We start from the raw sequence: 21584 nt of genomic DNA on the forward strand, positions 1-21584 counted from the left end.
TAAAAGGTACAAGTTACATGAGTAAGAAAAATAAAAATACTGAAGATGTAAAAGATCAAGTAGAAGAAGTACTTGATTCGCCTGTTGAAGAAACGCAGACAGAAGAGGTTGATGCTGAGACACAGCTGAAAAAAGAACTTGAAAAAGAAAAAGATAAATTCTTGAGACTTTTTGCTGAGTTCGAAAATTATAAAAAACGTACTTCTAAAGAACGTATAGAATTATTCAAGACAGCAAGTCAGGATGTTATTCAGTCGATGTTGCCGGTATTGGATGATTTTGATAGAGCATTAAAAGAAATAGAAAAGTCTGAAGATAAAGACTTAATCAAAGGAGTTGAGTTAATTCATAATAAATTAAAAGAAACTCTAAAGAGTAAGGGGTTATCTCAGGTAGAAGTTACTGCTGGTGATGCTTTTAATGCAGATGATCATGAAGCAATAACACAAATACCTGCACCAAGCGATGATTTAAAAGGCAAAATCGTAGATGTAATAGAAAAAGGCTACAAATTAGGAGATAAAGTGATTCGTTTTCCTAAGGTAGTGACTGGTCAATAATATATCATGAAATAAGCCATGTTAATGAAGTTGATAATTTGGCAAATTTCATTTTCGTACTGAGCTATGTCGAAGTATGACGACTAAAACGAAATTAAAAGAACAGATGAAAGAAGATTTTTACGACATATTGGGTGTAAGCAAGGGTGCAAGTGATGCAGAAATCAAAAAAGCATATCGCAAGAAGGCTATTGAGTATCACCCCGATAAGAATCCTGGAGATAAAACTGCCGAAGAAAAGTTTAAAAAGGCAGCCGAAGCCTATGAAATCTTAAGTGACCCGGATAAAAAAGCGCGATATGATCAATATGGTCACCAGGCATTTGAAGGCGGTGGCTTTGGCGGTGGTGGTATGAATATGGATGATATTTTTAGCCAGTTTGGAGACATCTTTGGAGGAGGTTTTGGTGGTTTTGGCGGTTTTGGCGGAGGTGGTAGACAACGCAGAACTAAAGGAAGTAACCTTCGTATTAGAGTAAAACTTACCTTAGAAGAGATTGCAACCGGTGTAGAAAAGAAAATCAAAGTAAAGCGAAAAATCCAAGCTCCTGGAACAACATACAAAACGTGCGGTACTTGTAATGGTACGGGTCAGGTAACAAGGATTACGAATACGATTCTAGGTAGAATGCAAACAGCAACTACATGTTCGACTTGTGGAGGTGCTGGGCAGTCTATTGATCATCAACCTGCTGGAGCTGATGCTCAAGGTTTAAAAGTAACCGAAGAAACTGTAAGTATCAAAATTCCTGCAGGAGTAGAAGAAGGAATGCAGTTAAAAGTAACAGGAAAAGGTAATGAAGCTCCAGGTAATGGAATCGCCGGAGATCTTCTTGTTGCAATAGAAGAACAAGATCATCCATTGTTACAGCGAGAAGGCAACAACTTGCATTATGATTTATATATAAGCTTTTCCGAAGCGGCTTTAGGCGCGTCCAGAGAGATTGATACCGTAACAGGTAAAGTTCGTATCAAGATTGAAGAAGGGGTGCAAAGTGGTAAGATTTTAAGGCTAAGAGGTAAAGGTATTCCTAGTATTAATGGATATGGGAAAGGAGACCTTTTAGTTCATGTAAATGTTTGGACGCCTAAAACATTAAGTAAAGAACAAAGAGAGTTTTTTGAGAAAATGGCTAAAGACGATCACTTCATGCCAAATCCTGATAGTGGAGAAAAGTCATTTTTTGAGAAAGTTAAAGACATGTTTTCTTAATGAAATTAGATGATTTTTTAGATCATTAATCATTTGGTTTTATTAACTTTTGATTAAGAAAAATTCGTATATTTGAAACATCACTAATTTATTTAGTGATAATTTTTCTTTTTCATAGCAATTTTTTTCCCATCCTTAATACATGTATTCAGGGTGGGTTTTGTTTTTTACTAGGATCATATTTCTATATCTTGAGTTCAGTTTTTCTAATTTGACTGATATGTTTAAATAGGATAGCATATATAATTTTATCTCAATTATTATTTTAACATTATTAGCATAAGTTTTTAAGTTTTCGTATCATTCGGGTTTCATATAAATTATAACAATATCATTAGTATTTATGACTAATCTTTTAGAGGTCAAACAAGCCACAAAACGATTTGGAACCTTTACTGCCCTTAACGATGTATCTATACAGGTGCCAAAAGGCAGTATTTTTGGATTGTTAGGGCCTAACGGAGCTGGTAAAACTACATTAATCAGAATTATCAATCAGATTACATTACCCGATGAAGGAAATGTACTATTGGATAATGAGTTATTAAAACCAGAACATATTAAAGATATTGGATACCTGCCAGAAGAAAGAGGGCTTTATAAATCTATGAAAGTAGGTGAGCAGGCCCTGTACTTAGCACAATTAAAAGGGTTGAGTAAAAAAGAAGCCAAAGAGCGTCTCAAATATTGGTTTGATAAATTCGAAATTACACATTGGTGGAACAAAAAAATACAAGAACTTTCTAAAGGAATGGCACAAAAAGTACAGTTTATTGTTACAGTACTTCACAGACCTAAACTTTTAATATTTGATGAGCCATTTAGTGGTTTTGATCCTATCAATGCAAATGTGATTAAAGACGAAATCCTACAATTACGAAACGAAGGAGCTACGGTAATATTTTCTACCCATCGTATGGAAAGCGTAGAAGAATTATGCGATCACATTGCGTTAATTAATAAATCTAAAAAGATATTAGATGGGAAGCTTTCTGATATTAAAAGAGCATATAAATCAAATACGTTTGAGGTCGGACTTTTAACCGAGAATACTATTGGTCTCTATCAAACTCTTGAAGAGAAGTTTAAAGTTATGCCTGCAGATTTTAAAACAATAGATGATCAATTAAAAGTGAAAATAACCCTAGATCAAAATATGTCTTCAAATGATTTGCTGTCATTTTTATCAGATAAGGCGCAAGTTATGCGATTTAATGAAGTAATACCGGGTGTAAACGAAATATTTATTAAAACGATCACAGACAATGAATAATCTAAAGTTAATTATAAAAAGAGAGTTCATAGCCCGTGTACGCAACAGAACATTTGTGGTAATGACTTTTTTAAGCCCTTTGATTTTTGTGGGGATGATTTCGTTAATCACTTGGCTGGCTACTCTTAATAATGATGAAATTCGTGAAATAGGTTTTTTTGATGAAACTGGATCGTTTATTGCAGATTTTAAGAGTTCAGATCAAATAAATTACATCAATTATAGTGACCTAACACTAAATGGTGCTAAAGACTCTGTAGTACTTAAAAAACTATATGGGTTGTTGTATATTCCTAAAAAACAATCGAACGCCGAATTAGCAAGATCAATACAATTTTATGCAGAAGAAGCTCCTAATATTTCTATTCTCAATGACATAGAAAAGGTAATCGCGGGTAAGTTGACAAACCAAAATTTTGAAGAAAAAGGCTTAGATCTTGATGTAATAGAGAACTCTAAAGCCAAAGTCAATATTCAAATCGAAAATTTTTCTGGAGAGAAAACGTCTAAAATGTCTAATTATGTAAAAATGATCTTTGGAGGCGCTGCAGGATATTTTTTGATGATGTTTATTATAATATATGGTAATATGGTAATGCGTTCAGTAATAGAAGAAAAAGCAAATCGTATTATCGAGATTATTATCTCCTCGGTAAAACCTTTACAATTAATGATGGGTAAAATTTTAGGAACCTCTTTTGCTGGAATTCTTCAATTTGTTATATGGATGCTTTTAGGTGCTGTTTTGTTAACGGTTGCTACCTCAATTTTTGGAGTAGAAGCGCAACCTGTAGGGATGGATGCATCATTGGCAATGCAGGAAAGTAATCAAGAAGAGATACAATTAGTCCTTCAAGATATCTTAAAACTTCCATTAGCAACTTTGGTGTTATCATTTTTGATATATTTTATTGGGGGATATTTCTTATACAGCTCAATTTATGCAGCCATTGGCGCGGCCGTTGATAGCGAGACCGATTCTCAGCAGTTTATGTTGCCAGTTATTTTACCACTGATGTTAGGGATTTATGTGGGATTCTTTTCGGTAATCGAAAATCCACATGGTACAGTTTCAACGGTGTTTTCAATGATACCATTAACATCACCGATTGTAATGCTCATGCGAATTCCATTTGGAGTGAATTGGTGGGAGGTTTTAATCTCTATCATTCTATTGATTGGAAGTATTATATTTATAACATGGTTGGCAGGAAGAATCTACAGAGTTGGGATATTAATGTACGGAAAAAAACCAACCTACAAGGAATTGTTTAAGTGGTTAAAGTATTAATACTATGATGGTTCAAGAAGAGATTACTGAGCAAGTAAAAGATGTGATCCAAAAAGATGTTTGGGGAGCGATCAGAGACTTTCTAAGTTATGAAATTTTCCATTTTGGAGATGAACACCCCATTGTACTCACAGTGCAATTATTACTATTTGTAATTATTGTTCTTTTAATTACTTCATATGCATTAAGAGTTTTTAAAAGGATTATAACCAGAAAGCTAAGAAACGAAGACAAATTAAAGTTTGAATCGATATTCTCATTCTTAAAATATTTTGTTTATATCATTGTAATCTTCGGAGCTTTAGATAGTATCGGGTTTAATATTACAGCGATTTTTGCGGCATCAGCGGCTTTATTAGTTGGTGTTGGTCTGGCATTGCAAACATTTATTCAAGATATCTTGTCTGGAATATTTATCTTTATGGATCAGACAGTACATGTAGGTGATATTATAGAAATCGATGATAAAGTTGGACGCGTAGAAGAAATTAAACTGAGAACCACAAGAGCGGTTACAATAGATAATAAAGTACTTATTATTCCTAATCACAAGTTTATGACATCCTCACTTTATAACTGGACTCAAAATGGAAGCATGACAAAAGAGTCGATTGATATTGGTGTGGCTTATGGTAGTGATACTCAGCTGGTAAAAGATTTGTTGATTAAGGCGGCATTATCCAATGATAATATTTTAAAAGAACCCGCTCCATTAGTATTATTTACTGATTTTGCCGATAGCTCATTAAATTTTAGATTGATTTTTACAATGAGTGATAGTTTTCAAGCTGGGATTCCTAAAAGCGAAATACGATTCGAGATAGATCGATTGTTTAGGGAGCATGATATAAGTATTCCTTTCCCGCAAAGAGAGGTAACTATTTTGAAAGAATAATAAATACTTTAAAAAATATAAGATATATGCCCCTACGATGAAAAACAACTACATAGTCTTAATAGGTATTCTTTTACAAACTTTGTGTAGTGTAAGTGCTCAGGACACTGACTTAGCAAGAATAGAGTACGCATATATCCCTCAGGCGAATAGCGAGAATGTATATAGTCGCTTTAGAATTTCTGCCAACTATCCGATTAAAATGAATAAAGACGGAACGTATCTAGTTATTGCAACTCAGTATCGTTATAATAGTTTACAGATAGGTGATGAATTGATATTTGATGAAGGAGGAGATTTGAATGCTTTCCAAACCCTGGGATTGGAATTGGGCTATACTTTTAAAATGAAAAATAACTGGAGGTTTGGAACCAAGATAGGGTCTCAAATCTCATCTAACTTTGAAGCTTCAGGTATAGAAAGTGATGATTTTAGATATAGTGTATCCTTATACTTTGTAAAAAGTTATAAAAATAAGAACGCACCTAAAACATCGCGATTAATAATGGGATTGCGATATGCTACACCAGCTAGTATCAATTTTCCGCTACCTATTATTAACTATTTTAAAAGATTTCATCCAAGTTGGTCGTATTCTGTTGGTACACCCAAAACAAGTATCAAGTATTTTTTTAACGAAAAAAATACACTTCAAGCTTTTGTAGGTCTAGATCGTTTTTATGGTAATTTGCAGAATAACAGAGCGTTTATAGATGAAAACGGAGAAGTAAAAGTAGCAGAAAATGCATCCATGCTTAATATTATGGGAGCATTGGGGTATGAATATTATTTTACGGAACACTTATTGTTCTATACATATGCAGGATATACATTAAGTAATGAAATTCGTTTACGGGATGCAAATCAGGAAAATGTATATACTATTAATGAAAAAAATACATTCTATTTCCGTAGTGGAATTAAACTAAAAATATAATGGCAAAAATATTAGTAATAGAAGACGAAGCAGCAATCCGAAGAGTTTTAGTTAAAATTTTATCTGAAGAGAACGATAAGTACGAAGTTTTTGAGGCTGAAGATGGTCTTTTAGGAATTGAGAAAATTAAAAATGACGAATATGACCTGGTACTTTGTGATATCAAAATGCCAAAAATGGATGGGGTAGAAGTACTAGAGGCGATAAAGAAAATAAAACCAGAAATTCCAATTGTGATGATTTCTGGACATGGAGACCTCGATACAGCAGTAAATACAATGCGACTTGGAGCATTTGATTATATTTCAAAACCACCAGATTTAAATCGTTTGCTTAATACGGTACGTAATGCTTTGGATAGAAAAGAGCTTGTCGTAGAAAATAAAAGACTTAAGAAAAAAGTCTCTAAAAATTATGATATGATTGGAGAATCCAAAGCGATCTCTGATATCAAAGATATTATCGAAAAAGTTGCAGCCACAGATGCCCGAGTTTTGATTACAGGGCCTAATGGTACGGGAAAAGAACTAGTGGCACATTGGATTCATCAGAAAAGTGAACGTTCGACGGGTCCTATGATAGAAGTGAATTGTGCTGCAATTCCTGGAGAACTAATAGAAAGTGAACTTTTTGGGCATGTAAAAGGAGCATTTACATCAGCTAATAAAGATCGAGCAGGTAAATTTGAAGCGGCTAATGGTGGAACCATTTTTTTAGATGAGATTGGAGATATGAGTCTTTCGGCTCAAGCAAAAGTATTGAGGGCACTTCAGGAAAATAAAATACAACGAGTGGGTAGCGATAAAGATATCAAAGTAAATGTACGGGTTGTAGCTGCTACAAATAAAGATCTGAAAAAAGAAATTGCTGATAATAAATTTAGAGAAGATCTATATCATAGACTTGCAGTAATATTAGTAAAAGTACCTGCACTTAATGATAGAAGAGAAGATATTCCTCTATTAGTGGATTATTTTGCCAAAAAAATATCGGGAGAACAAGGATCCCCGGTAAAGACATTTTCTGCAAAAGCAGTTAAACAACTGCAGCAATATGACTGGACAGGTAATATTCGAGAATTAAGAAATGTGGTAGAACGTTTGATTATTCTTGGTGGAAAAGAAGTAAGTGAAGAAGATGTAAAGCTTTTTGCTGCAAAGTAAAGGATCTCAGGGCAAGTCCATGAGGCATTAGATGGGAAAATGATTTAGATTTCGAGGCAAACCCCCTAAGCATTCGAATCTCAATTATCGTGTAAAAAGAACAAATTATAGTAGTATAGGCAGTTTATCATCTGTATATGGCTGCCTTTTTTTATATCTGCTTGTAATTTAAATATTATATTGCGACCAAAAGTAAGATAAGCCCCACCGATGAAGAAGTTTTTGTTTTTGACGTATATGTTGTTTTTTGCTGTGCAAATTTCTGCTCAATATGACCCTGGAGCAGTAAATTATGGTGCCGTGGCAATCAAGAATTTTGGTCTCGAAAACGAAGTTGGGCTAGGTGTTCGAGTGGAATATGCCTTCAATTGTTACACTACTTTTTTAGGAGAATATAATCGATCGTTTGCTATAGCAGCAGATGATGCATATGAGGGGTATAATGAATTGGCTATTGGGGTTAATTTAATCTTATTCAATTGGTATCCTACAACCATTACTGCCGGAATGGGATACATAGGTAATGATTCTAGTATTTTTGAAGATATCGAAGACGAAGCTTTTCTTGGTTTTAGAACGGGTAACTTTAACCATGGAGCCCAAATTAAAATCAGGGCATTGCATCAGGTATCGACACCGGTACATGTTTTTGCAGAACTTAATGTCAAAAGTTTAGGTCGACCTTATGATACTTTCCTCATAGGATTTAGCTATGATTTTAATGCAAGGTAGTGTTGTGTACTTGATAACAATTTTTGATTTTTCATGATTATAGATTTATATGCTAACTATTTTCATGTAAATACAAAACTTTAGTATCTTTCGAAGTGTAACACAGATCATATTATGAACACAATCAATCACGAAGACTTTAAAGTCTCTTCAACTATAGAATTATCTAAAATAGCAACAACATACGATCTAGATGCTAGCGAGAAGAAAATAGAAAATGAGTTAGAAGAAGTTCGTGAAAAACTGGGAAAACTTCAGGATACGCTTTATGCTCATGGTAAATATGCAGTTTTAGTATGCTTACAGGGGATGGATACTTCTGGGAAGGATAGTTTAATTCGAGAAGTATTTAAAGATTTTAATGCTCGAGGAATTGTGGTTCATAGTTTTAAGGTTCCTACAGAGCGTGAGTTAGGTCATGATTATTTATGGCGACATTATATTGCCTTGCCACAGCGCGGTAAATTCAGCGTCTTTAATAGAACACATTATGAAAATGTTTTGGTAACACGTGTGCATCCAGAATATATAATGGGCGAAAACATACCTGGTGTAAATAGTATAGAAGATATTAATAATGAATTCTGGGATAAACGTTTTGACCAGATAAGAAATTTTGAAAAGCATATTTCACAAAACGGAACATTAATCTATAAGTTTTATTTGCACTTATCTAAAGATGAACAAAAAAACAGACTCTTGCGTAGATTAGAAAAGAAAGAAAAAAACTGGAAATTCTCTGCAGGAGACCTTAAAGAACGAAAGCTTTGGGATCAATACCAGGATTGTTATCAAGATGCTATAAATAGAACTTCTTTTCAGCATGCACCTTGGTATATTATTCCGGCAGATGATAAACCTACAGCAAGATATATTGTAGCCAAAACATTGTATGATACGTTAAAAAAATATGATGATATACAAGAACCAGAGCTAGACGAAAAGACTAAGGCCAATTTGGAGTTGTATAAACAACAATTGGAAAACGAATAATGATATTAAATTTTAAAAACCCCCAAGACCCTTATGAGGCTCATTGCAATTCACAATTATAAGAACACAATGTCAAAAAACTTACTCCCTTTTCTATTTGCAATTTTATCATTGAATTGCCTAGCTCAAAATGAGATAAAAGAAGATTCGATAACACTAAAAAAGATATATAAGACCTCATTATTGAATGGTAAAAGTTATGCATGGCTAGACCATTTATCAAATCAAATTGGAGCAAGGTTATCTGGTTCTGTTAATGCTCAAAAAGCGGTTGAGTGGGGAGAAAAAGAATTGAAAGAATTAGGGATTGATAAAGTTTGGTTGCAATCTGTTATGGTGCCTAAATGGACTCGTGGAGTAACTGAATTTGCCTTTATAGAAACAGAGCCAGGTAAAACAACAAATGTACCTATTTGCGCATTAGGTGGATCTGTGCCTACACCTATCGGGGGGATTAAAGCTTCTATTGTTGAAGTGCAAGGTATTGATGATTTAAAAAAACTGGGAAGTGAGAAAATCACAGGAAAAATAGTATTCTTCAATCGACCAATGCAAGCAGACTTGATCGAAACCTTTAAAGCCTATGGAGGTTGTGTAGATCAACGCTATTCTGGAGCTGCTGAAGCTTCTAAATTTGGAGCTATAGGAGTGATTGTACGTTCAATGAACTTGCGATTAGACGATTTTCCGCATACCGGTTCAATGAGCTACGGTGACCTGTCTGATATGGATAAAATCCCGGCTGCTGCAATAAGTACAAATGGAGCAGACCTATTAAGCTCTATTCTGAAATTGAATCCCAAGATTAAATTTCATATGAATATGAATTGCCGTACCTGGAAAGATGTAGAATCATTTAATGTAATAGGACAAATAACAGGTAGCGAATATCCTAATGAATATATGGTGGTCGGTGGTCATCTGGATTCATGGGATTTGGGAGATGGTTCTCATGACGATGGGGCAGGAGTGGTGCAATCTATGGAAGTATTGCGATTATTTAAGGAAATAGGATATAAGCCTAAGCGCTCTATTAGAGTGGTGTTGTTTATGAATGAAGAAAATGGATTAAGAGGAGGAAAGAAATATGCAAAGGTTGCTAAAAATAAAGGGGAGAACCATGTCTTTGCGTTAGAAAGTGATGCAGGAGGGTTCACTCCAAGAGGATTCTCTTTTGATTGTGATGATGCAAACTTTAAGCAAGTAGAAGGTTGGAAATCACTTTTTGAACCATATTTGATACATTATTTTGCAAAAGGAGGAAGCGGAGCCGATATCGGTCCACTCAAAAAAGATGGGATTGTCCTTGCAGGTTTACGACCAGATTCGCAACGTTATTTTGATTATCATCATGCCAAGAACGATACTTTTGATGCAGTCAATAAGCGTGAGCTAGAATTAGGTGCAGCTACTATGGCTAGTTTGGTTTATCTTTTTGATAAATATGGGGTGAAGTGATATCCGAAAACCCTAAAAACATACTATTATGCCTTTTAATTTTATTGGTAATACTAGCTTGCGATCCAGCCAAGATATTAATCATACAAAATAGTACAAAGAAAAATGTAGATCTTGAAATTGTTAGCAATGAAAAGGACTTGCCTGATGTTGAAGGAACTTTAGTAACAAAGTATAGACTAGCTGAAGACGGTAAAAAATCTAAAAAGTTTATCTATGGATTTGGAGGTTGGCGACAACAAGAATTAGATGTAATTAAAACATCAATTAGAAAAGTCGTCATTTATTCTAAATCATCAGATACCATATTTGGCTATACGAATAAAGATACAATTTCAGAAATGATATCCGCTGAAACAAAAGGTTTTTCAAAAAATATTTTAAAGCTTACTATTGAAAAATAAAATAATCAAAAGGTGGTGTGTTAATTTATTTATTTTCAGTTTGTTAACGTACATTTAGATCTACCTTTGCTTCAATTTTTGCACCACTGTTGACATCATTTATAGCAATATCTAAAGAAATAGGGTTTTGATGTCCCCCGGGCAAGCTGAAATTGACATAAAGTCTCGATTGCACCATACGCGAATCTATAGTAAAGTTATCAAGAGGAAAATTTAAAATCTCTTTACCAGATGCATCTTTTGCTTTTAATAAAAATTTGAGAGTAGTTTGTCCGTTTTGTTCAGAGAACCCTTTTGCATCAATAATGGCTAAATAAATTTCCTGACCAGACATAACTCTTTTAGGATGGACAGTTACTTCATTACCATTCCACTCTTTCTGAAATAAATATATTTCCTTATACTTTACTAAAGTTTCCTTGGTGTTGATATGTTCATTTTTAATGATTTCAAAAGGAAATTCTGTAAAAAATACCCCCGGTCCTTTAGTATCCTTAACAATGATATTCATGGTATATGCATTACCCGTATGCAAAGGATCTTCCAGGATGTGTTTTACGGTTAATTTTAGTAAAGAAGGACGATACGCTTGTTTACCATCAAGAATATTTTTTGTTACTAGGGTGTCATTATTTTTATCAAGTATAAAAAGATCTATAGCAGGAAAAACTTTTCCTTCGTCTTCTGCAAACCCCTGAATACTATCAAAATGAAATTCTAACTGTTCTTTATAAGTAAACTGATTTCTTATTGCAGGAAAATCACTTACGGTTGTGTAGATTTTTTCGCATTGTATACCTTCACTTTTTGTAGTAAAAGTTTTTTTCACATCTTGTCCATTTGTAGAATTAAATTTACACGAAAATAAAAGTACGCATAAGAGAAAAGAGATATAGAATTTAAGTCGCATCGATGTTTTTTGGTTGTGCAAAATATACATAACTAAGGGTTGATTAGAATATAAAGTTATATTAGAATTTTTAGAAATAAAAAGACATACCTGAATATGTACATTAACAGGCAAAATTACCGCCACAAAATATCATCATATATATAATAGCAATTATTCCTATACATATATTTAGAGCTGGGATGCTAGCAAATAATATTGCCAGAAGATATTTTCTTTTTGAAAACAATATCCAGCCAATGGTAATGCCAATACATGTAATAAATGGATAAGAAACCATGCTTATTACTATCGTAATTGTAGAAATACTATCTTCAGAACCTGGGCTGTCAAACATCATTGCAGACATCATAATCATAGGTAAAGATGGTAATATTAGAATTCCAAAAATAATACTTGCGACGATAAGATAAATTTTGGTGCTATTTCGTTTTTTGATTTCTTTTTCCTCAATGATGGTTTTAGACATAGTTTTGAATTAAGAACGTTAAATATACGATAAGAATATTTTAGTTTATTTTGGTTCTAATACCTTTGCGTCTTCAATATTAAAAAATGCTATACCAGTACACCAAAGAGTTTCGATATAATTTAGAATTAGCGGCACCTGTAATGATGGGGATGTTAGGGCATACGCTTGTGGCTTTGGTGGATAATATCATGGTTGGACAATTGGGTACGGCCGAATTGGCAGCAGTATCATTAGGAAATAGCTTCATGTTTATCGCAATGTCTTTGGGTATTGGGTTTTCTACAGCGATTACACCCTTGGTAGCAGAAGCAGACGCCGAAAATAATTTTAGAAACGGAAAATCGGCTTTCAAACATGGATTATTTCTATGTACTACATTAGGGGTTGTATTGTTTTTAATGATTTTGTTGGCGAAACCATTGATGTATTTAATGAAACAACCTATTGAGGTTGTAGAATTAGCTATACCTTATCTGGATTTGGTTGCTTTTTCTTTAATACCATTGATCATCTTTCAGGCATTGAAACAGTTTTCTGATGGATTATCGATGACCAGATATCCTATGTATGCTACTCTGGTAGCTAATGTTGTTAATGTAGTATTGAATTATATATTGATTTTTGGAAAGCTTGGGTTCCCACAAATGGGGATAGTTGGTGCCGCGATAGGAACATTAGCTTCTCGATTTATAATGGTCGTGTTTTTGTGGATTTTCTTAAAAAAGAAAGAAAAGTCTAAGGGATATGTTACTCACATTAAAATTTTCGTTCTAGAAAATAAAATGATCAAAAAAATTATTGAGTTAGGTTTTCCGTCCTCATTACAAATGTTTTTTGAGGTAGCCATATTTACAGCTGCAATTTGGTTGTCTGGGATTTTAGGTAAAAACCCGCAAGCAGCAAACCAAATTGCGTTAAATCTCTCGTCAATGACCTTTATGGTGGCTATGGGGTTAAGTGTGGCGGCTATGGTGCGAGTCGGAAATCAAAAAGGCCTTCAAAAATTTGAAGATTTACGAAGAATTGCCATTTCAATATTTTTATTATCCTTTATAATAGCGACCATTTTTGCTCTCATATTTATTATTTGCAATGAGATGCTACCAATGATTTATTTGGATGTTGATGATACACAGAATTTGGTCGATAATACCGAGGTAATTAGTATTGCAGCAAAACTTTTGATTATAGCGGCCTTATTTCAGATATCTGATGCTATACAGGTTACTGTGCTTGGTGCACTTCGTGGGTTACAAGATGTAAAAATCCCTACGGTTATCACATTTATTGCGTATTGGGTAATTGGGTTTCCTATAAGTTATCATTTAGGGCTGCATACCGAGTATAAAAGTTCAGGGATTTGGATTGGTTTATTAGCGGGTTTAACGGCTTCGGCATTGTTATTGTGTTTGAGATTTAATAAATTAACAAATGGTTTAATTCGGAAAGGCTAATTTTTCTATATCTCCAACAAGAATATGCTTTACAGTGGTAAATGTTTGTTTGGTATTAACGAATAATTAACTATCTTTCCAAAAAAACAGAACTACAAAAATGAGAGTCCCAAATTCTAAATTTTGTCTACTGCTTATTGTATTTATTTTAGCAATTTCGCATAGCGGTAGAGGTCAAAACTTCGAACACAGCAAAGCGCAAAATTTAATTCCAAACCCTAGTTTTGAAAAAATCAATACAACGATTAAACGTTTGGATATGGAAATGCAGAATTTTGGAATAATGAAGGATTGGAAACCTTCAATTAATACTCCAGATGTATACCATCCTGGATTAGAATCGGTTAGATTTATTCATAGGTCTCCTAATTTTTTAAAACAGTTTGGAGCCCAAGAACCAAGAACTGGTGAAGGAAAAGTAGGGATGTATATAGCTGGCGGAATGCACAAAGAAGGAGTGACAGTTAAACTAAAACGTCCTTTAGGTGCAGGAAAATTCTACTATTTTCATATGTATGTTTCGTTAGGAGAAGGTATATCTAATTCTTGTACTTCATCGATTGGATCTTATTTTAGTGCAAGAGTTCCAAAAATTACGACTACGTCAAAACTTCCACTGCATGTAAAATCTTCAAAGATGGTATGTAATACCAAAGGGTGGACCCGTGTTTGTGGGGTGTATAAAGCCAAAGGTACTGAAAAGTATATTTCACTTGGATATTTTGCAGATAATCCTATTGGAAAATCAGTAAAAGGAGGAAAGTATGACACAGGATATTATTTTGTTGACGATGTGCTTCTTATGGAGATGAGAGATCCTAAAAATCTTGTAGCGAACCAGGTTTGTAATATGGCTCTTAAGTTTTCACCAATAGAGTTTTTAATTGGCGAAAGTGAAGCATATACCGAAATTAAAAAGGCATTAGATTCTTATATTGAGTATGCTACCATATTTAAAGTGAATTCTGTTAAGATTATTGGTCATGCTGATGATGCAGGCTCCAAATTTGAAAATGAAATTATGTCTGCTATGCGTGCCAGTAACGTGAAGCAATATATGATTGAAAAAGGAGTTGACGAATCGTTGATTGAAATTGTTGCTGCTGGTGATACATCACCAGTTGTTAGTACTGGTTCTGACTTAGACCCTGATTCTAACAATAGAGTAGAGATTAAAATAAAGTAACAGTTTGGCAATTATATGCTGGTTTGCCCTAAAAACATAGTACCTTTGAACTTTTAATTTTAAGTATTCTTATGGGTTTTCCAAAATTCTTATTAGGTGATAATACAGATTATCCAGAAGCTATTTTCGTTGTACATACAGAGTTTCCGAGATTTATTGTTAATTTGGAAAATGATGAAGTAGAATGGTTAGAAGAGTTTGATCAACATGATGAAAAAGAGTTACAAAGTGAAGCAGAGAATCTTTTTCAGGCGGCAAACGATTTTTACGACCGTGAGATACAGCGATATGAAGATTAAAAAATGTTGATTTTAACAGATGGAAGAGCTTATACAATTAGATAAAGATCTTTTCTTATACCTCAATAATTTAGGAAATACTTCTTGGGATTGGTTTTGGTTATTTATGACCGAAAAACTATATCAAATCCCACTGTACTTGATTTTACTATATTTTTTCTATAAATATTTTGGAATACGAGGCACGATAATAACATTGTTAGTTGTTGCAGCGCTAATTGCGGCTTCTGATCAGTTATCAAACTTGTTTAAAAATGTACTTTTTATGAGACCAAGGCCCTGCAGAGCTCATGGTGTGGCTGATTTTACTCGTTTTATTGCTGAACGCTGTGGCCGTCATGGTTATTTCTCTGCACATGCGGCAAGTTCTATGGCACTAGCCTTTTTTACTGGATTAGCTCTTCAAAAGCGTTTAAAATATATTTTTCCGTTTATGGTGGTTTGGTCCGTTGTTGTAAGTTACAGTAGGATCTATGTTGGAGTACATTATCCTGGCGATATTATCACAGGTATGGCTATTGGTATAGTATTGGGGTTAGGAGCATTTAAATTGCATACTTTTTTAATACAGAAGTATAGTGACAACTCTATTTAACCCTTTTGGTATTACAAAGAACCTACTAAGTGCTTTGAAGATGTTTTTGGCTGCATATTAATACCCAAAAGGTTATTATAAGAACCTTTTTGCTTCTTTTTTGTGCCTTTTAAATTCTCCGAAATAACTCTGAGGTTCTTCGAAGAAGCTTTGGGGTTAAAACTTTAACCTTTTAGGTACTTCTCAATAGGTTATGTTCCTTTTTTAAATTTTTTCTTTTTCTTCTTTTTACCAAAAAGTCGCTTCAAGATATTGTCTCTTTTTTCAGACTTACAATCTAAATCTTGGATGACTTCTTCAGATGGTTTTTCGAATTTACTTTTTGTAATAGGATCAAAAGTAACATCTTGATTCATTTTTTGATATAATTTGGCAAAAATAGGTAATGCAGTATTTGCACCTTGACCCAAAGCTGTTGTTTTAAAACCAATATTATAATTATCATTTCCCACCCAAGTTATAGCGACCAGATTAGGAGTAATACCTACAAACCAACCATCTTTATTGTCTTGGGTAGTTCCTGTTTTTCCTGCAATGTCATTTTCTAATTGATAGGTGCTTCTTATGCGGGCAGCAGTGCCTTGTTCTACGGTAGATTTCATCATTTCTAAAAGCACCTGCCTTGTATAGTCAGTATATGCAGGATTTTCAGCAATTTCCGGTTCGAAAGAAATAATAAGGTTGCCATTTTTATCTTCAATTCTAGATATATAATATGGTTTTACAGCTTTTCCCTGGTTAACATAACTGGCATAAGCTCCTGCCAAATCCTTTATTTTAATTCCATCTGTCCCTAAAGCCATAGCTGGTTTTTCTGAAAGGGAATCAGATATCCCTAGTTTTCTAACCTGATCAACCACTTTTGAGATACCAACTTCATTTAAAACTTTGACGGCAATAGTATTGACAGAAGTGCTTAATGCTTTTTCTAAGGTGTAGTTTAGGAAGGGATCTTCTTGTTCCGAGGCATTTTTTGGGGTCCAGTTATCCAAGTTGGTGTATGTGATTTCTCTTGTTGAAAAATACGAACAAGGTTTCATGCCCTGTTCAATTGCCGTAGTATATACAAAGGGTTTAAAGGTTGACCCTACTTGCCTCTTACTTTGCGAAACATGATCATATTTAAAATATCGATAATCAATACCGCCAAGATATGCTTGCACCGCTCCTGTAGAAGGTTCTATGGCTACCATCCCGGCATTAAGAAATTTAAGGTAATGCTGCAGGCTATCTAATGAAGATGCTTTTTTGGTGATGTTTTCTTTCCATTCGAATAATTCTATATCCTTTTTTCTGGAGAGAGAGTCTTTAATTTGGTTTTCGGTTAGTCCTTGACTTTTATAATTTTTATAAATAGTCAAGTCTTTCATTGCATTATCGACAAGTTCCTTATTGTTTTTCCATGGGGTGGTACTCCCAAAAGATTTTTCATAATCACTTTGTAACGATTGCATATGCTCTTGCATAGCTTGTTCTGCCAAAAATTGCATCTTAGAATCTAATGTAGTATGGATAATTAATCCATCATTATATAAATCATATAATGTACTATCTGGTTTTTTATGTTTTTTTAAGATCTCGTTAAGCTCTTTTTTTACTGCAGCTCTGAAGTAAGGAGCCAGACCTAAATCATGATTAAAATACTGATAGTCTAGAATGATGCTCTGGCTCATGGTTTGATTCGCTCTATCTGGACTTAGATATTTGTATTTTACCATTTGTTGTAATACAACATCTCTTCTCAATTGACTTCTTTCAGGAAAAAGCCTTGGATTATAACTATGATTTGCCTTTAGTGTTCCTATTAATATGGCAGCTTCAGAAAGCGTTAGCTTATGCGTTGGTTTATTAAAAAATTTTTGAGAGGCACTTTCAATTCCAAATGTGTTATCAGGAAATGGAACCGTATTGAAATACAATGTAAGAATTTCTTTTTTTGAATATATGTCTTCCATTCTTTTCGCAATAAAAGACTCTTTTAGCTTATTAACAACGGTACTGAACATACGATACTTTTTCCTACCAAATAGATTTTTGGCCAGTTGTAAAGTTATTGTACTTCCACCTCCTGAGGATTTATCTCTAAGTAATATGGTTTTAAAAAATACTCGGAATAAACTTTTATTATCCACACCATCGTGCTCATAAAATCGGGCATCTTCAGTAGCGACCAGAGCATCAATCAGATGTTGTGGTAAGTCTTCATATGTGATAGGTTGTCTATCGTAGATATAGTATTTACCGATCAAGTTTCCATCCTTATCTAGTACTTGAGTAGCTTCGGCTTGTTTTAGAGAGCTCAATTCATTTTTGTTTGGTAGTTTTCCAAAAAAACCAAAATAGATACTTGTATAAAAACATAGAAACAAAAAGATAACTCCACTCAATACTAGAAGGGACCATTTGATCCATTTGTTTTGTAATAACTTTTTTATCATAATCATCATATCGACATACATAACGTCGAAAGTAATATATTATTAAGTAGAAATTGTTTGTTGTTGTTTTCTAAAATCATATATAAATAAAACTATCATAACAACCATTAGTAATGAAAAGGGGAGAGAAGTAATGATAAGAAGTTTTTGCATGGCAATAAGTACATTAATATCGGCTTTAGCATTTCCTAATAAAATAATTCCAATAGAAAAGATGGTTAAAATAATACTCCATAAAAGGCGATGTTTTTTTGAAGGCTCCTGTTTTCCATCGTCTGTAAACATGCTTAGAACAAAAATAGCTGAATCCAATGAAGTGACTAGAAAACTAATGAGTAGTAAGATGGTTAATGTATTTATGAATCCTTGAAAAGGGTAGTTTTCAAAAAAGATAAAAATGGAACTAAAGACATTATCAAATTGCCCTTGATAGCTCCCAAAATTTTCTATAATTGTAAATGCTGATTGGCCAAAGGTTGTAAACCAAAAGAAGGTCCCTAAAGAGGGGACAAGTAAAACGCCCAATATAACTTCGCGCATGGTTCGCCCTTTTGATATCCTTGCAATAAAAATTCCTGTAAAGGGAGCCCAGGCTAACCAAAATGCCCAATAATAATAGGTCCAGTCGGTTAGAAATTCTTCGCCAGGATTATATTGTCCGTATGCTATGCTTAAGGGTATAAAATCAACTATATAATGAAATAGAGCTGTAGAAAATTGTGTAAATACAGAGAGGACATCACTTTGAACCAATACAAAAAAAAGTAACCCTAAAGTAATATAGATGTTCCAGGTAGAAATCACTTTAATCCCTTTATTTACACCTCTAAAAACAGATAAAAATGCCAGGATCGAAATAATTAGAAGTACAACGATAGTCCCCTGAAGACCAAAATCTTCTTGTAGTAAATGGGTGAGACCACCTTCAATTTGAGTGGTACCCAATCCAATTGCAGCCACAAGACCAAATACAGTAGTCAGAATCGCAAGAATATCGATACTACCAAAGATAAGCTGTTGAGGTTTTTTTGAAGGTACCATTCGTTCTACTGAAGAAAAAGCACTACTTGACAATACTTTTTTTGATTGTACAAAGAGATAATACCCGACGGCAATGGCAAATACTGCATAAAATGCCCACGCAGTAAAGCCCCATTGATAGAAAGTGTATTCTAAAGCAATTGTTCCTGAGTCTGTTTGATTATCAATAGGAGGGTTGCGCATCATAAAAACAGGTTCTTGTACTGCCCGAAGCAGAATCCCTGCACCCATTCCTGCACTATATAGCATGGATATCCAAGCTAAACGTGAAAACTGTGGTTTATCTGTATCTTTTCCTAAACGATGCTTTCCCCAACGAGAAAAAGCTAAAACTACTAGTAATAATACGCATAGTAAACCCAACCATAGATAAAACTTACCAAATCGCTGTCGAATATATACAGAAAAAGATTCAATTCCATTATAAGTCTCTATGGTGAAAACATACAAGAAAAATGAGAAAAAAAGCAAAATTCCTAATGAGATGTAGAGTAAGCCATTTTGCTTAGGGTTTAGTTTCATGAGATACTATGTTCATAAAGTTCGATTGTTTTCATCATCAAACTTTTGATTTATTATAAATGTCTAAAAAACTTTTGACAATAGAGTGTTATGGATTCAAAAATTTTGGGTTTTTTAACAAGTAAAAAATCTAAAAAATAATTTATTTTTTAAGATTGATTTCTTAAAAGTTTCATTTTTTTTAAATAAACTTGTAATAGCATAACAAACAGATTATGCACTATACCCGGATTGAAAATTACTTGGGGTTAGTTACATTAATACCCCAAGGTTTGTACTGTAAAATGTGTTTTTAACGCATTTTTGATAGATATATGACTAACTAAACCTGCAAACCCATGAGAAGAGTAATTGTTGACTACAAAAAATTAAATCGAAACATTCTAAACCTTCTTGTAGAAAAGTTTCCTGATGGTTATGCCGATCGAGATATTATTTCTTTTAAAAATCATCATAACGAAGCTATTGAAGCTGTTGAAGTAAAGACTCCTGATACCATTTATCTGGTGAAAATAAGTAAAAGATTAGCAGATTCGATGCAAAGCTTTGAAAACCCAACTATGGAAGTGCCCACAGGAGTAAGTAAAGAAGATGTAGGGGAAATTGAAGATAAGTAACTTGTTATCTGGTTGATATTTTCTCTATTGCTTACTCAATTCTAATAAATACCTGGCAGCAGCAAAAGGTGTTATTTTATGTTGTTGAACAGCATCAATTTGTGAATCTAACGCAGCACGTACCTTAGGATGACTATAGAAGTTACTTTTTAGTTGTTCTTCAATAGTTTGTAATAGCCAAAATTTGTTTTGCTGAATTCGATTATCTTCAAAAAAACCATTTTTAGCTGTAATATCGAGATATTTTAGAACCAATTCCCAAACTTCTTCAATACCGTCATCTTCTAATGCGCTACAAGTCATAACTTCTGGCGACCAACTACTTTGTGAAAGCGGGTATAGGTGCAACGCTTTTCTAAATTGATTTTTTGCCTGTCGAGCACGTTTTATGTTATCTCCATCGGCTTTATTAATTACAATAGCATCAGCCATTTCAATAATACCTCGTTTAATACCTTGAAGCTCGTCTCCGGCTCCCGCTAACTTTAGCAGTAAGAAGAAATCTACCATACTATGTACAGCAGTTTCACTTTGCCCGACACCAACCGTTTCTATGATAATGATATCGTATCCGGCTGCTTCACAAAGAATAATAGACTCTCTGGTCTTTTGGGCAACTCCACCTAACGAACTCCCTGATGAAGAAGGTCTGATAAAAGCTTGGGGTGATCTGACTAAGGATTCCATCCGGGTTTTATCTCCCAAAATACTACCATGCGAAATAGCACTACTAGGATCTACAGCAAGAATTGCAACTCTTTTTTCTTTTTTGATAAGTAGGCTACCGAGGGCTTCAATAAAAGTGCTTTTCCCAACTCCAGGAACACCAGTGATACCTATTCTAATTGAATTGTTAGCATGCGGTAAACACTTTTCTATAAGTTGTTGAGCCTTTTGGGCGTGGTTTTGTTGTGTGCTTTCAATTAATGTAATCCCTCTACTTAAAGCTGTGGTATCCTTAGCTAGTATGCCTTGGAGCAGGTGGTCTGTTGACACCTCTTTTTGTTGTAATTTTTTGAATCGATCAATAGCTTGACGGCTAGTGCTCAAAGGTGTTTTCGAAGAATTAGTATTTTGATTAATATCTTTAGACACAGAATGGCTTTATGACAAAGTTATAAATTCCTTTTA

General features: G+C 33.9%; 21 protein-coding genes. 16 read left to right on the plus strand and 5 right to left on the minus strand.

All coding sequences use genetic code 11. The features are described 5' to 3' along the window. Positions 1 to 17 precede the first annotated feature (17 nt). The 11 genes from JJQ60_RS15355 to JJQ60_RS15405 all read left to right on the plus strand — a co-directional run bounded on the left by JJQ60_RS15355 (position 18) and on the right by JJQ60_RS15405 (position 10919). On the plus strand, positions 18 to 560 hold the full coding sequence (locus JJQ60_RS15355) for a nucleotide exchange factor GrpE (RefSeq protein WP_201922116.1): 543 nt from the start codon (positions 18 to 20) through the stop codon (positions 558 to 560). Positions 561 to 666: 106 nt separating this feature from the next. Beyond that, positions 667 to 1773, plus strand: a complete 1107-nt coding sequence (dnaJ, locus tag JJQ60_RS15360; RefSeq protein WP_201922119.1) for a molecular chaperone DnaJ — start codon at positions 667 to 669, stop codon at positions 1771 to 1773. A gap of 343 nt (positions 1774 to 2116) precedes the next feature. Next, positions 2117 to 3046, plus strand: a complete 930-nt coding sequence (locus JJQ60_RS15365) for an ABC transporter ATP-binding protein (protein ID WP_201922122.1) — start codon at positions 2117 to 2119, stop codon at positions 3044 to 3046. Beyond that, positions 3039 to 4337, plus strand: a complete 1299-nt coding sequence (locus tag JJQ60_RS15370; RefSeq protein WP_201922124.1) for an ABC transporter permease — start codon at positions 3039 to 3041, stop codon at positions 4335 to 4337. The genes JJQ60_RS15365 and JJQ60_RS15370 overlap by 8 nt, the downstream gene beginning before the upstream one ends. A gap of 4 nt (positions 4338 to 4341) precedes the next feature. Next, positions 4342 to 5232: a mechanosensitive ion channel family protein gene (locus JJQ60_RS15375; protein WP_236669144.1), complete on the plus strand. Its 891-nt coding sequence runs from the start codon at positions 4342 to 4344 to the stop codon at positions 5230 to 5232. A gap of 37 nt (positions 5233 to 5269) precedes the next feature. Then, entirely contained in the window at positions 5270 to 6169 is a 900-nt protein-coding gene (locus JJQ60_RS15380) for a DUF6268 family outer membrane beta-barrel protein (RefSeq protein WP_201922126.1), read from the plus strand. Beyond that, complete coding sequence (locus JJQ60_RS15385; RefSeq protein WP_201922129.1) at positions 6169 to 7332, plus strand: sigma-54-dependent transcriptional regulator; 1164 nt, start codon at positions 6169 to 6171, stop codon at positions 7330 to 7332. Before JJQ60_RS15380 ends, JJQ60_RS15385 begins: the two co-directional genes overlap by 1 nt. 210 nt (positions 7333 to 7542) lie before the next feature. Beyond that, positions 7543 to 8064, plus strand: a complete 522-nt coding sequence (locus JJQ60_RS15390; protein ID WP_201922133.1) for a hypothetical protein — start codon at positions 7543 to 7545, stop codon at positions 8062 to 8064. Positions 8065 to 8178: 114 nt separating this feature from the next. After that, entirely contained in the window at positions 8179 to 9057 is an 879-nt protein-coding gene (locus JJQ60_RS15395; RefSeq protein WP_201922136.1) for a PPK2 family polyphosphate kinase, read from the plus strand. Positions 9058 to 9126: 69 nt separating this feature from the next. Then, the gene (locus JJQ60_RS15400; RefSeq protein WP_201922140.1) at positions 9127 to 10515 is read left to right on the plus strand and encodes a M20/M25/M40 family metallo-hydrolase; all 1389 of its coding nucleotides are present in this window, start codon (positions 9127 to 9129) and stop codon (positions 10513 to 10515) included. Then, positions 10512 to 10919: a hypothetical protein gene (locus JJQ60_RS15405; RefSeq protein WP_201922143.1), complete on the plus strand. Its 408-nt coding sequence runs from the start codon at positions 10512 to 10514 to the stop codon at positions 10917 to 10919. Before JJQ60_RS15400 ends, JJQ60_RS15405 begins: the two co-directional genes overlap by 4 nt. 43 nt (positions 10920 to 10962) lie before the next feature. Here JJQ60_RS15405 and JJQ60_RS15410 read toward each other — a convergent pair whose 3' ends face one another. Further along, positions 10963 to 11748 carry a hypothetical protein gene (locus tag JJQ60_RS15410; protein WP_201922146.1) on the minus strand — a complete coding sequence of 262 codons (786 nt, stop codon included), beginning with the start codon at positions 11746 to 11748 and terminating at the stop codon, positions 10963 to 10965. A 184-nt stretch (positions 11749 to 11932) separates the two neighbouring features. Next, positions 11933 to 12298 (minus strand): hypothetical protein, encoded by a 366-nt coding sequence (locus JJQ60_RS15415; RefSeq protein WP_201922149.1) that lies wholly within the window; start codon positions 12296 to 12298, stop codon positions 11933 to 11935. 86 nt (positions 12299 to 12384) lie between these two features. On the opposite strand from JJQ60_RS15415, the gene JJQ60_RS15420 reads away from it, so the two are divergent. From JJQ60_RS15420 to JJQ60_RS15435, 4 genes are all read left to right on the plus strand, one after another. Beyond that, positions 12385 to 13755, plus strand: coding sequence for an MATE family efflux transporter (locus JJQ60_RS15420; protein ID WP_201922152.1), 1371 nt, complete (start codon positions 12385 to 12387; stop codon positions 13753 to 13755). Positions 13756 to 13855: 100 nt separating this feature from the next. Then, positions 13856 to 14941, plus strand: a complete 1086-nt coding sequence (locus JJQ60_RS15425; RefSeq protein ID WP_201922155.1) for an OmpA family protein — start codon at positions 13856 to 13858, stop codon at positions 14939 to 14941. A 71-nt stretch (positions 14942 to 15012) separates the two neighbouring features. Next, positions 15013 to 15240 (plus strand): hypothetical protein, encoded by a 228-nt coding sequence (locus JJQ60_RS15430; protein ID WP_201922158.1) that lies wholly within the window; start codon positions 15013 to 15015, stop codon positions 15238 to 15240. A gap of 19 nt (positions 15241 to 15259) precedes the next feature. Beyond that, positions 15260 to 15835 carry a phosphatase PAP2 family protein gene (locus tag JJQ60_RS15435; protein ID WP_201922161.1) on the plus strand — a complete coding sequence of 192 codons (576 nt, stop codon included), beginning with the start codon at positions 15260 to 15262 and terminating at the stop codon, positions 15833 to 15835. Between the two features lie 191 nt (positions 15836 to 16026). Here JJQ60_RS15435 and JJQ60_RS15440 read toward each other — a convergent pair whose 3' ends face one another. Continuing rightward, entirely contained in the window at positions 16027 to 18138 is a 2112-nt protein-coding gene (locus JJQ60_RS15440; protein ID WP_317194018.1) for a transglycosylase domain-containing protein, read from the minus strand. A gap of 177 nt (positions 18139 to 18315) precedes the next feature. After that, complete coding sequence (locus JJQ60_RS15445; protein ID WP_201922167.1) at positions 18316 to 19836, minus strand: BCCT family transporter; 1521 nt, start codon at positions 19834 to 19836, stop codon at positions 18316 to 18318. A 338-nt stretch (positions 19837 to 20174) separates the two neighbouring features. On the opposite strand from JJQ60_RS15445, the gene JJQ60_RS15450 reads away from it, so the two are divergent. Further along, the gene (locus JJQ60_RS15450) at positions 20175 to 20453 is read left to right on the plus strand and encodes a hypothetical protein (RefSeq protein WP_201922172.1); all 279 of its coding nucleotides are present in this window, start codon (positions 20175 to 20177) and stop codon (positions 20451 to 20453) included. A gap of 24 nt (positions 20454 to 20477) precedes the next feature. Here JJQ60_RS15450 and meaB read toward each other — a convergent pair whose 3' ends face one another. Next, positions 20478 to 21548: a methylmalonyl Co-A mutase-associated GTPase MeaB gene (gene meaB, locus JJQ60_RS15455; RefSeq protein ID WP_201922174.1), complete on the minus strand. Its 1071-nt coding sequence runs from the start codon at positions 21546 to 21548 to the stop codon at positions 20478 to 20480. Between the last annotated feature and the right edge of the window lie 36 nt (positions 21549 to 21584).

It is taken from the genome of Aquimarina mytili, from assembly GCF_016735115.1.
In the GTDB taxonomy this organism is placed as follows: Bacteria; Bacteroidota; Bacteroidia; order Flavobacteriales; family Flavobacteriaceae; genus Aquimarina; species Aquimarina mytili.